Annotated in this window: 13 protein-coding genes; all 13 read right to left on the bottom strand. The window is 66.3% G+C overall.

Annotated elements, in window-relative coordinates:
- The coding region (locus Q0C59_RS15975) for a flagellar biosynthetic protein FliR (protein WP_291217290.1) at positions 1-626 on the bottom strand (626 nt) is incomplete at its 3' end.
- A 21-nt stretch (positions 627-647) separates the two neighbouring features.
- A complete protein-coding gene (gene fliQ, locus Q0C59_RS15970) occupies positions 648-917 on the bottom strand; it encodes a flagellar biosynthesis protein FliQ (RefSeq protein ID WP_291217287.1) in 270 nt (89 codons plus the stop codon).
- Between the two features lie 7 nt (positions 918-924).
- Positions 925-1,719, bottom strand: a complete 795-nt coding sequence (gene fliP, locus Q0C59_RS15965) for a flagellar type III secretion system pore protein FliP (RefSeq protein ID WP_291217284.1) — start codon at positions 1,717-1,719, stop codon at positions 925-927.
- Entirely contained in the window at positions 1,706-2,062 is a 357-nt protein-coding gene (locus Q0C59_RS15960; protein ID WP_291217282.1) for a flagellar biosynthetic protein FliO, read from the bottom strand. The genes fliP and Q0C59_RS15960 overlap by 14 nt, the downstream gene beginning before the upstream one ends.
- Before the next feature lie 3 nt (positions 2,063-2,065).
- Positions 2,066-2,494 carry a flagellar motor switch protein FliN gene (gene fliN, locus Q0C59_RS15955; protein WP_291217279.1) on the bottom strand — a complete coding sequence of 143 codons (429 nt, stop codon included), beginning with the start codon at positions 2,492-2,494 and terminating at the stop codon, positions 2,066-2,068.
- Positions 2,484-3,488 carry a flagellar motor switch protein FliM gene (gene fliM, locus Q0C59_RS15950; protein ID WP_291217277.1) on the bottom strand — a complete coding sequence of 335 codons (1,005 nt, stop codon included), beginning with the start codon at positions 3,486-3,488 and terminating at the stop codon, positions 2,484-2,486. The genes fliN and fliM overlap by 11 nt, the downstream gene beginning before the upstream one ends.
- A gap of 15 nt (positions 3,489-3,503) precedes the next feature.
- Positions 3,504-4,076: a flagellar basal body-associated protein FliL gene (fliL, locus tag Q0C59_RS15945; protein WP_291217275.1), complete on the bottom strand. Its 573-nt coding sequence runs from the start codon at positions 4,074-4,076 to the stop codon at positions 3,504-3,506.
- 155 nt (positions 4,077-4,231) lie between these two features.
- Complete coding sequence (locus Q0C59_RS15940; RefSeq protein ID WP_291217274.1) at positions 4,232-5,512, bottom strand: flagellar hook-length control protein FliK; 1,281 nt, start codon at positions 5,510-5,512, stop codon at positions 4,232-4,234.
- Positions 5,509-5,982 (bottom strand): flagellar export protein FliJ, encoded by a 474-nt coding sequence (gene fliJ, locus Q0C59_RS15935; RefSeq protein WP_291217271.1) that lies wholly within the window; start codon positions 5,980-5,982, stop codon positions 5,509-5,511. Before fliJ ends, Q0C59_RS15940 begins: the two co-directional genes overlap by 4 nt.
- Positions 5,979-7,409 (bottom strand): flagellar protein export ATPase FliI, encoded by a 1,431-nt coding sequence (gene fliI / locus Q0C59_RS15930; RefSeq protein ID WP_291217292.1) that lies wholly within the window; start codon positions 7,407-7,409, stop codon positions 5,979-5,981. The genes fliJ and fliI overlap by 4 nt, the downstream gene beginning before the upstream one ends.
- Before the next feature lie 37 nt (positions 7,410-7,446).
- Positions 7,447-8,142, bottom strand: coding sequence for a flagellar assembly protein FliH (locus Q0C59_RS15925; protein WP_291217269.1), 696 nt, complete (start codon positions 8,140-8,142; stop codon positions 7,447-7,449).
- A gap of 19 nt (positions 8,143-8,161) precedes the next feature.
- Positions 8,162-9,160: a flagellar motor switch protein FliG gene (gene fliG / locus Q0C59_RS15920; protein WP_291217267.1), complete on the bottom strand. Its 999-nt coding sequence runs from the start codon at positions 9,158-9,160 to the stop codon at positions 8,162-8,164.
- 56 nt (positions 9,161-9,216) lie between these two features.
- Positions 9,217-10,893, bottom strand: a complete 1,677-nt coding sequence (gene fliF / locus Q0C59_RS15915; protein ID WP_291217265.1) for a flagellar basal-body MS-ring/collar protein FliF — start codon at positions 10,891-10,893, stop codon at positions 9,217-9,219.
- Positions 10,894-10,913 lie beyond the last annotated feature (20 nt).

The raw sequence follows: 10,913 nt of genomic DNA, 5'->3' as shown, positions 1-10,913 counted from the left end.
GCGATGCGCGAGACGAAGCCCAGCACGATGTTGACGAACAGCAGCATGCCGATCATGGGCAGGGCGATCCACAGGCCGTAGCGGAACACCACGGCGCCGAGTTCGTGCAGCTGCATGCGGTTGACCGAATCAAGCGCGCCGCCGCCCACGGGGAAGGTGTTGAAGCTGGCGATCACCGCCTGCAAGAGCATGAGGTGGCCACCCATCACCACGAACAGCAGCATGGTGGTGTTGCCGAAAAAGCGGCCCACCGTGCTCGACTGCGCGTTGGTTGTGGGGTCGAAGAAGCCTGCGAAGTTCAGGCCCATCTGCAGGCCGATGATCTCGCCCGCGAGCTCCACGGCCGAAAACACGATGCGCACCGCCAGACCAATCGCGATGCCGACCACCACCTGCTGCATCACGACCGAAAACGCCTGCGGGTCGTTGAGCGCGACCATGGGTTGATCGCCCAGCCCGGCCTGTGCACACACGGCCACGATGAAGGCCAGCGCCACGCGCGTGCGCAGCGGCACCGAGCGCGACGAGAAGATGGGGGCGCTGGAGAAAACGGCGAGGATGCGCAGGAAAGGCCAGAACACCGGCGAGACCAGCGCCATCACCTGCGCTTCGGTGAACGTGGGCATGGTCAGTTCGCCACGCTGGCTCTAGATCGCATAGTTCGGGATCGACAAGATCGTGCTGCGGATGAACTCGACCATGGTGGTCATCATCCACGGCCCGGCGATGGCGAACACCGCGATGGCCGCGATCAGTTTGGGCACAAAGGCCAGCGTGGCCTCGTTGATCTGCGTGATGGCCTGGAACAGGCTCACCACCAGGCCGACCACCAGCACCGTGGCCAGCACCGGCGCTGCCACCATGAGCAACATGAAGAGCGCGTTCTGCGCCATCGTGAGAGCGGCTTGGGGATCCATGTTTTACCTACTGTGCGAAAGATGCGGCCAATGAGCCGATGAGCAGGTTCCAGCCGTCGGCCAGTACAAACAGCATGAGCTTGAACGGCAGTGCCACCAGCACCGGTGACAGCATCATCATGCCCAGCGACATCAGCACGCTGGCCACCACCATGTCGATCACCAGGAAGGGGATGAAGATCATGAAACCGATCTGGAAGGCGGTCTTGAGTTCGCTGGTGACGAAGGCGGGCACCAGCACACGAAACGGCGCGGTCTCGGCGGTGACCTCGTTCGGCAACTTGGCCAGCTTGGCGAAGAGTTCAAAGTCGGACTGGCGGGTCTGCTTGAGCATGAAGGCCCGCATGGGTGCCTGGCCACGGTCCAGCGCCTGGTCGAAGGTGATGGCGTTGCGCGAGTAAGGCTCGTAGGCGTCGGCATACACCTTGTCCAGCGTGGGGCCCATCACGAACAACGTGAGAAAGAGCGAGAGGCCCACGATCACCTGGTTGGGTGGGGCCGATTGTGTGCCCAGCGCCTGGCGCAAGAGCGAGAGCACGATCACGATGCGGGTGAAACCCGTCATCAGCAGCAGCACCGCCGGCAGGAAGGACAGCGCGGTGAAGAACAGCAGGGTCTGGATCGGCACCGAGTAGCTGGTGCTGCCACTGCCCTGGCCAATCATCAACGGCAGCGAGGGGCCGGCGGCGGTGGGTGCCGACGGCGGTGTGGGCAGCGGCAGGGCCTGGGCCCAGACACCCACGGCGCACAACGCGAGTGCGCCGAAGATCAGACCGCCTCGCAAAACATCAACGCGGCGCATTGGGAGCTTTCATGAATTGGGTCAGGCGCGCAGCAAAGCCGGAGGCGGGCGCAGAGGGATCCGCAGGCACAGCGGGCAACTCGGCCGGCAGGGGCATCTGGTGCAGCGCGGTCACGCTGCCTGCGGCCACGCCCAGCACCAGGCAGATGCGGTCGGCACCTTCACCCACCTGCACCGTGACCACGCGTTGCTGCGGCCCCAGCGACAGGCTGGAGAGCACGTGCAGCGACGGGCCGCCGTGGCCGGCGATGCCGGGCAGGCGGCGGCGCGCCCACTTCAGGGCGAAGGCCAGGCCCACCATCAAGGCGAGCAACAGCAGTGCGGGCATCGCGTTTTGCAACATGGATCAGGTCCGGCTGACGCGTTTCATCCGCTCGGATGGGGTCACGATGTCGGTGAGGCGGATGCCGAACTTGTCGTTCACCACCACCACCTCGCCCTGGGCGATCAGGTAGCCGTTGACCAGCACGTCCATGGGCTCACCGGCGAGCGCATCAAGTTCAACGATGGAGCCTTGGGCGAGCTGCAGGATGTACTTGATCGGCACACGGGTGCGGCCCAGTTCCACCGAGAGTTGCACCGGGATGTCCAGCACCATCTGGATGTCGTGCATCGGGTTGCCGCTGGCGTTGCCCGAGCCCGCGGGCACGGTTGTGGCGGTGGCGTCGAAGACGTGCGGTCCGTCGTTGGCGCCGCCGCTGGTGACCGCCTGCTCTTCCAGGGCCTGCGCCCAGTCGTCGGCGATGGATTCTTGTGAAGGGGTGTCAGTGGACATGGTTTTCTCCGAGCCAGTTCGTATCGATTCCGCGCAGATTGCGCTCCACGCGAAGTGCGTATTTGCCTTTGTGGGTGCCGTATTGGCCTTCAAAGATCGGCACCCCGTCCACATGCGCCTGGATGGTGGGGTTGCGATCGAGTTCGATGAAGTCACCGATCTGCATGGCCAGCAGTTGCTCCACCGTGGCATCGGTCTGTGCCAGTTCGGCGACCATGGTCACCTCGGCGGCCTGGATCTCGTGGCTGAGCAGCTTGACCCAGCGGCGGTCGACCTCGATGGCGTCGCCCTGCACGCTGGAATACAGCACGTCACGGATCGGCTCCAGCGTGGCGTAGGGAATGCAGATGTGCAGGGAGCCGGTGATGTCGCCGATCTCCAGCGTGAAGCTGGTGGAGACCACGATCTCGCTGGGCGTGGCGATGGTGGCGAACTGGGGCTGCATTTCCGAGCGCTGGTACGACAGCTCGATCGGGTACACGCCGCGCCAGGCCTTCTTGTATTCCTCGGACACCACGTCCACCAGGCGGTTGATCACGCGCTGTTCGGTGGGTGAGAAGTCGCGGCCCTCGATGCGGGTGTGGAACTTGCCATTGCCGCCAAACAGGCTGTCGATCACGCCGAACAGCAGCGTGGGTTCGCACACCACCAGACCGTTGCCGCGCAGTGGGCGGATGGCCATGATGTTGAAGTTGGTCGGCACCACCAGCTCGCGCAGGAAGGCGCTGTACTTCTGCACCTGCACCGCACCCACCGAAATCTCGGGGCTGCGGCGGATGAAGTTGAACAAGCCCAGGCGCAGGTTGCGCGAGAACCGTTCGTTGACGATCTCCATGGTGGGCATGCGCCCACGCACGATGCGCTCCTGGCTCTGCAGGTTGTAGTCGCGCACACCGCTGGTGGGCGCGTCTTCCTTGGCGAGCTTCTGGCTCTCGCCCGTGACGCCTTCGAGCAGGGCGTCGATCTCTTCCTGGGACAGAAATGCGTCAGCCATGGTGGTGTGTCCGGATCACTGAACGATGAGGCTGGAGAACAGCACGGCCTGCACCGGGTTGGGTGCGGCCTTGGACTTTTTCTTCTTGGGTGCGCCTTCTTCTGCGGCAGCCGGCTCGGGCATCTCGTAGCCCATTTCCTTGGAGACCGCCGCGATGATGTCCTTGGCCAGTTTTTCCTTGCCCTGCACCTGCAGCATCTCGTCGGCGGTGCGTTGCGAGATCAGCAGCAGGATGTCGCTGCGGATGCTGGGCATGTAGGCCTTCACGTCGGCTTCGGTCTTGGCATCCTGCAGCTGCAGCGTGAGACCAAGCTGGATGAAGCGGTTGCCACCGGGGTCGGCCAGGTTGACCACCATGTTCTCCAGCGGCATGTAGACGGGTGCGGTCTTCGGGTCTTTGGCCACGTGGGCCACCGGCTCGTCGTCGGCGTACTCGTCGTCTTCGGCGGTGTTCTTCTTGAGGATGAACAGCGCGGCTGCAGCGCCGATCAGGGCCAGCACCACCACGCCGATGATGATGAACAGCAGCTTCTTGCTCTTCTTTTTCGGCGCTTCGGCAGCGGGGGCGGTGGCGGCAGCAGCAGACATGGTCATCCTTCAAATGGCCCCCGGCGGGAGGAGGGCGTCACACGCGGAAAACGTGTGGGGTTTGAAGAATTATTGGGCCGGGGCCCATGGGCCAGTCATCAGATAAGCGCCTGAAAAGGCGCTTATTCAAGGGTTCGTGGGAGCCGTTCGTGGCCCTAGGCGAAGACGTCCAGCGGCTGGCTGCCGTCGGCTCGTGGGGCTGCCTGAGCAGGTCGGTTCGAGGGTGCGAGCGGCTCGCGAGCCGCAGATGCCACCCCACGAACACCGCCCTGCCGCGCCGCGCCATCGTCGCCACGCGCCCCGGGCTGGCCCTGCGCCCCCACCGACACACCACCGAGCTGAATACCGCTTTTCGCCAGCAAGTCGCTCAAGGACTCGCCCGCACTCTCGCGCAGCGAGGCACGGGCCTCGGCGCTGTCGGTGTTGAACGCCACCTGAACTTCCTGCCCCTTCATCGAGAGCTGGATGTCGATGGCTTGTTCGCCGGCGTCGCCGGCCACGCGCAGGCTGGCGTGGCGCAGGTGCTGCGTGCCCCAGTGGGTCACGGTGGGCTCTTCGGCGGCACCTGCGTCGGCGAAGGGGTTGTCGGCCTGGCCGTCGCCCTGGTCGAAGGCGCGGGCGTCCGGGCCGGTGTTGTCGGAACCCATGTTGGCGTCACCCGCCGTGGCGCCGGACAGAGCGGGCGCCGCATCCGCCGTGCGGCTGCCGGCACCCATGGGGGAAGCCAGGCTGAGGCCCTCGGTGCCGGATTCGCGCCGTTCGCTGGCGGCCAGCGGCACGCCGGGCGTGAGACCGAAGCGCTCGTTGAGCGCCACGGTGCTGCGCGCTTGTGAGATGTGGTTGGACGCTTGCTGGAGTGCCACGGTTTCGGTGCTGGCCAAGGAGGCCTGGCGCCATGGCGTCCCGGCGGTGGCTGCGGTCGCTGTGGACACGACCTCGGCCGCACGCGTGGGCACGTGGGGCGCACCCGGGCGCACCGCGTTTGCCGGCAACGCCACCTGGCCCTTGGGAGTGGTCTCCAGCGGCGTCGGCTCCACCGGGGTCAGGTCGGAGATGTCGACCTTTCCGTCGCTCCCGGTGCCGGTGGTGCGCTCGGCGGCACTGGGCGCGGCAGGCAGACCCGCGCCTTCGGTGCCACCGGGCCGGCCAGATGCATCCTTGCCGCTGCCGGGCAAGCCCCAGCCCAGCAGCGCGGCGAAGGGGTTGTCGGAGCCGTCGGGCGCTGCGGCGTCGCTGGCGGGGGCCTCAGCGGGCGCAGCACTGCCGATCGTGGCGGCTTCGGGCAACACCTGGGTGCTGGCCAGCAGACCGAGCAGGTTGGCGAACATGTCCTCGCCCTCGGTTTTGTCCCTGGGCGCGCGTGCGCCGGCTTGCGCCGGTTTGGCGGTGCTTTCCACCGGTTTGGGTGCGCTGGCGGTGGCGGTGGTGCTGCTCATGTGCGAAGGCCTTCCTGTTGTGCCCGGGCCATGCTCTGGCGCAGGTGGATGGCGAGCGCCATCTCGTCGGTATTTTTCTGGTCCTGGCGCTGCACACGGTGCTGCACCGCGAGCTGTTTGCGTTCGGTGAACTTGCGCAGACCGGCCACGTCGCGTTCGCACACGTGTACCTGCCCCTGCGCGCGCTCGATGATCTCCAGGCGCTCGCGCAACACGCCGCGCTGGAAGTCCAGCGCGTGGTCGATCTTGGCCATGAACTGGCGGTGGTGCATGAGCAAGGCACCGTCCACGCCGGTGGCACTGCGCACGGCCCAGCGCTGCTCGGCCTCTTGCGCGTAGGCCTGCAGCTGGTCCATCTGGTCCTGCGCCAACTGCAGTTCGCGCTGCATCTGCCCGAGCGCCCCGAGCGCTTCGTCGCGGCGCTTCTCGGCGATTTCAACGACCTTGTTGAGCGTCTGGATCGTGGTCATGCCTGCTTGCCTTCATAGGGGTTGTGGTGGGGGCGGGACTGGCGTTGGGCGTTGCCGGGCTTGTCTTCCTGCAGCGCAGCCTGCAGCTGCTGCAGGCTCTCGGGCAGGGTGGCGGCTTCGTTCATGTCCTGCATCAGGAAGCGTTGCAAGGCCGGGTAGAGCACGATGGCCCGGTCGGTCTCCGGATCGCTGCCGGGCACGTAGGCGCCGAGCTGGATCAGGTCGCGGCTCTTGATGTAGCGCGAATACGCGCCGCGGAACTTGCGCGCCAGCTCCAGGTGCACGGCACCGGCCACGTTGTGCATCACGCGCGAGGCCGAGGCCTCCACGTCGATGGCCGGGAAGTGGCCCGACTCGGCGAGCGAGCGCGACAGCACGATGTGGCCGTCCAGAATGGCGCGCGCGGCATCGGCAATCGGGTCCTGCTGGTCGTCGCCTTCGGAGAGCACGGTGTAGAAGGCGGTGATCGAGCCCACGCCGTTCAGGCCGTTGCCGCTGCGCTCCACCAGCTGCGGCAGCTTGGCGAAACAGCTCGGCGGATAGCCCTTGGTGGCCGGGGGTTCGCCGATGGCCAGCGCGATCTCGCGCTGCGCCATGGCGTAGCGGGTGAGCGAGTCCATGAGCAGCAGCACATCGAGACCGTCGTCGCGGAAGCGCTCGGCAATCGCCGTGGCGTAGGCCGCGCCCTGCATGCGCACCAGCGGCGGCGCGTCGGCCGGAGCCGCCACCACCACCGAGCGCTTGCGGCCTTCCACGCCCAGGATGTCTTCAATGAATTCCTTCACCTCGCGGCCGCGTTCGCCAATGAGGCCGACCACGATCACGTCGGCCTTGGTGTAGCGGGCCATCATGCCCAGCAGCACGCTCTTGCCCACGCCGGAGCCGGCAAACAGGCCGATGCGCTGGCCTCGGCCCACGGTGAGCAGCGCATTGATCGCGCGCACGCCGGTGTCCAGCGGCTGGCGCACCGGGTCGCGGTCCATGGCGTTGAGCGGGGCGCGGTCCATCGGTTCGATGTCCACGTCGGTGATGGGGCCCATGTGGTCCATGGGGTTGCCGTGCGAATCCACCACGCGGCCCAGCAGGCCCTTGCCCAGCGGCAGGCGCAGCGTGCCACGGTCGTCGGGCGAGGGCGGCTTGTTGGTGTGGCCCACGCGGGGCACGGTGCGGTAGGGCGCCAGCGGCGTCACGCTCGCACCGCTGGAGAGGCCGTGCGTGTCGCCGGCCGGCATGAGGAAGGCGCGGTCGTTGGAAAAACCCACCACCTCGGCCAGCACCGGCGGTTTGCTGCCATTGCCGATGAGGCACTGCGAACCCACCGGCACCTTCAGGCCCACGGCCTCCAGCACCAGACCGGCCAGGCGGGTGAGCGTGCCGCGCACTTCCAGCGGGGTTTCCACGCTGGCGTTCGTGCGCACGTCTTCCATGAAATGGCCCCAGCGGCTCTCGGTGCCGAACGTGCTGTCAGACATCTTCGTTTCCCGGGTTCCAGGCCACGTTCATGCCGAGGTTGCCCACGGCGCGCGACCAGCGTTTTTCAATCGTGGCGTCCACCGCCGAGGTGCTCGATTCGATCAGGCAGCCACCGGGGCTGATCTGGGCGTCGGCCACGAACTCGGGCAGCGGGCTGTTGAGCGTTTCCTGCAGCACACCCTTCATGAGCGCGAGGTCGCCCGGGTTCATGCGCACGGTGGCGGGCAGGCCGTCGTCCACCAGTTGCGACAGGGCTTCGGCGATCACGGGCTTCAGGTGCTGCGGGTCGCTGGCGATGGCCTGGCGCACCACCTGGCGGGCCAGGTCGCAGGCCAGTTCCAGGATGTGGCGCGAGATCTTCTCTTCGCTCTTCTTGAGGTGGTCTTTGGTGTTGTGCAGCAACTGCGCCATGCGCACCGCGGTTTCTTCGGCGGTCTTGCGCACCGTGGCTTCCAGGGCATCGCGCACCTCCTGGCCACCGGCTTCGTGCCCACGCTCAAAACCTTCGGCATACGCTTGCTGGCGCGCCTCCTGCAAGACCTCGCTCGTCACGCCTTCGTTCTTGTCGCCGGCAGACGCATGCAGATGCTCGTCGCTGCCGTCCACGGCCGAGAAATGCCAGGCGGCAACGCCCTCGATCTCTTCGCGCGGGATGAAGCGGGAATGGGGATTGGGTTTGGAGGCCATGGTCAGTGTCCGATCACGGTCATACGAAAGCTTCATCCTCACCGCCGCCGCCGATCATGATCTGGCCTTCGTCGGCCAGGCGGCGCACGATTTTCAGGATCTCTTTCTGCTGCGTTTCCACTTCCGACAGGCGCATCGGGCCGCGCGATTCGAGGTCTTCGCGCAGCGCTTCGGCCGCGCGGGTGGACATGTTGGCCAGCACCAGTTCGCGCAGTTCGTTGGTGGCGCCCTTGAGCGAGACCACCAGGGCATCGGTGGAGACTTCCTTGAGCACCAGCTGCACCGACTTGCCATCGAGCTTGAGCAGGTCCTCGAACACGAACATCTTGTCCATGATCTTCTGCGCGAGTTCGGCGTCGAACTCGCGGATCGAATCGATCACCGAGGTCTCGATCTGCGAGCCCATCATGTTGATGATCTCGGCCGCGGTCTTCACGCCGCCCATGGAGGTCTTGCGGATCTTGTCGCCACCGGCGAGCACCTTGAACAGCACCTCGTTGAGGTCTTTCAGCGCAGTGGGCTGGATGCCTTCGAGCGTGGCGATGCGCAGCATCACTTCGTTGCGCGTGCGCTCGGTGAAGTTCTTCAGCACGCCGGCGGTCTGGTCGGATTCGAGGTGCACCAGGATGGCGGCCACGATCTGGGGGTGTTCGTTGCGCAGCAGCTCGGCAATGGAGGCCGGGTCCATCCACTTCAGGCTCTCGATGCCCGAGACGTCACCGCCCTGCAGGATGCGGTCGATCAACAGCGAAGCCTTGTCGTCGCCCAGCGCGCGCTTGAGCACGGCGCGCACGTAGTTGTCGGTGTCGGACACCAGCAGGCTCTGCGAGGAGGCCGCGCCGGTGAACTTCTGCATCACCTGGTCCACGCGATCGTGCGAGACCGAGCGTGTCTTGGCAATCGTTTCGCCGAGCTTTTGCACTTCTTTCGGACTGAGGTGCTTGAACACCTCGGCCGCTTCTTCCTCGCCAATCGACATGAGAAAGATCGCGGCGTCCTGGATTCCCTGGTCTTCCATGTGCGTGTCTCTGTAAGGTGATGTGTGGCAGCGGGGTCAAGCGGGGTCAAGCGGGGTCAGGCGGGGGACTCGCCGTTGACCCAGCCTTTCACGATGTTGGCGACGGCCATGGGGTTTTCGAGCGCGAGGCGCTTGGCATCGGTGAGGCGCTGGGTCTCGGGCGTGGGTTCGTTGCTGGGCATCGGCAGGCCCGGGCGCTCCGGCGCTTCATTGAGCATGGCGTTGAGCGGTTGCACTTCGGTCTGACTGCGCACCACCGGTGTCTTGAGCAGCTTGAGGCCCGGCCGCACCATGCCCATGAGCACCAGCAGGCCCAGGCCCACCATGCCCAGCGGCCAGGCCAGACCGCGCAGGAATTCCTGGTTCTCGGCCTGCTGCCACCAGGCCGGCTCGGCCACTTCGCTGGTCTTCTCCACGTTGAAAGGCGCGTTCACCACGTTCACCGAATCGCCGCGAACCTGGCTGAAGCCGATGGTTTCGCGCACCAGGGCGGTCATCTGCTCCAGCTGCGCCGCCGGAATGGCCACGGTGGTTTCCTTGCCGTTTTTGTCGGTCGTGGTGCGGTGGTTGATCACCACGGCAGCGCTCAGGCGCTTGATCTGGCCGCTGGACTCGCGCACCACCTTCACGGTCTTGTCCACTTCGTAGTTCACCACCGACTCGCGGCGCATGGAACCGGGCTTGTCGGTACCACCCTGAGCGGCCACACCCACGGGCGCAGCGGCGCCGTTGATGGGTGCGGTGCCGGTGGCGGGCGGCTGGTTGGTCACGGCACCGGGCACGCCGTTGGGCTGGGCCGCGCCGGGCGAGCCGTCTTCCACCGTCTGCTGGCTGCGCACCGCGCTGGTGTCGGGGCTCTGGTTGGGCTTGTGCTCTTCGCTGGTCGACTCCACCAGGGAAAAGTCCACGTCGGCGCTCACTTGCGCCTTCACGTTGTTGCGGCCCACCAGCGGCTCCAGCATGTCCATGATGCGGCGCGTGTAGAGCTGTTCGATCTGCTGGGTGTACTGCAGCTTCTGCGTGTCGGCGCCCTGGGCCTGTGCGTCGGCGGGGGCCGAGAGCAGGCTGCCTGCGTCGTCCACCACGCTCACCGCCTTGGGGTTCATCTCGGGCACGCTGCTGGCCACCAGGTGCACGATGCCGGCCACCTGCGCGCGGTCCAGCGTGCGGCCGGCGTGCAGGGTGAGCAGCACCGAGGCGCTGGGCTTTTGCTGTTCGCGGAAAAAGCCGTTCTGGTTGGGCAGGGCCAGGTGGATGCGGGCGCTCTGCACCGAGGAGAGCGACTGGATCGAGCGGGTGAGTTCGCCCTCAAGACCGCGCTGGAAGGTCAGGCGTTCCTGGAACTGGGTCATGCCGAAGCGGTTGGACTCCATCTGCTCGAAGCCATTGACCGAGCCTTTGGGCAAACCTTGCGAGGCCAGGCGCAGACGGGTGTCGTGCACCTTGTCCGCCGGCACCAGGATGGCCTGGCCGCCCTCGGCGTGTTTGTAGGGCACGTTCATCTGCGAGAGCTGCGCCACGATGGCGCCGCCGTCCTTGTCGCCCAGGTTGGCGTAGAGCACGCGGTAGTCGGGCTGGCGGCCCATGAAGAAAAAGGCCAGGGCGATCGCCAGCAGGGCGAGTGCGCCCAGACCCAGCTTGATCTTCTGGGCCTGGTCCATGCGCGAGAGGCCTTCGCCGAAAGCGCTGCGGCTCGCGGGCTGGAGTTCTATCGGTGCCAGGGTGGTGCTCATGGGTGCAGGGCTCGGGTAGA

This window comes from Hydrogenophaga sp. (assembly GCF_022844385.1).
Lineage (GTDB): Bacteria > Pseudomonadota > Gammaproteobacteria > Burkholderiales > Burkholderiaceae_C > Hydrogenophaga.
Note: the sequence above shows the minus strand (reverse complement) of the source record. Positions and strands in the feature narration are given on the sequence as shown.

Bases quoted from the DNA above. Each gene is read 5' to 3' on its own strand.
- fliQ (WP_291217287.1), bottom strand. From the start codon at position 917: ATGGATCCCCAAGCCGCTCTCACGATGGCGCAGAACGCGCTCTTCATG.
- fliP (WP_291217284.1), bottom strand. From the start codon at position 1,719: ATGCGCCGCGTTGATGTTTTGCGAGGCGGTCTGATCTTCGGCGCACTC.
- fliJ (WP_291217271.1), bottom strand. From the start codon at position 5,982: ATGACCACGATCCAGACGCTCAACAAGGTCGTTGAAATCGCCGAGAAG.
- fliM (WP_291217277.1), bottom strand. From the start codon at position 3,488: ATGGCTGACGCATTTCTGTCCCAGGAAGAGATCGACGCCCTGCTCGAA.
- Q0C59_RS15940 (WP_291217274.1), bottom strand. From the start codon at position 5,512: ATGAGCAGCACCACCGCCACCGCCAGCGCACCCAAACCGGTGGAAAGC.
- fliG (WP_291217267.1), bottom strand. From the start codon at position 9,160: ATGGAAGACCAGGGAATCCAGGACGCCGCGATCTTTCTCATGTCGATT.
- Q0C59_RS15960 (WP_291217282.1), bottom strand. From the start codon at position 2,062: ATGTTGCAAAACGCGATGCCCGCACTGCTGTTGCTCGCCTTGATGGTG.
- Q0C59_RS15925 (WP_291217269.1), bottom strand. From the start codon at position 8,142: ATGGCCTCCAAACCCAATCCCCATTCCCGCTTCATCCCGCGCGAAGAG.
- fliF (WP_291217265.1), bottom strand. From the start codon at position 10,893: ATGAGCACCACCCTGGCACCGATAGAACTCCAGCCCGCGAGCCGCAGC.
- fliI (WP_291217292.1), bottom strand. From the start codon at position 7,409: ATGGAAGACGTGCGCACGAACGCCAGCGTGGAAACCCCGCTGGAAGTG.
- fliL (WP_291217275.1), bottom strand. From the start codon at position 4,076: ATGTCTGCTGCTGCCGCCACCGCCCCCGCTGCCGAAGCGCCGAAAAAG.
- fliN (WP_291217279.1), bottom strand. From the start codon at position 2,494: ATGTCCACTGACACCCCTTCACAAGAATCCATCGCCGACGACTGGGCG.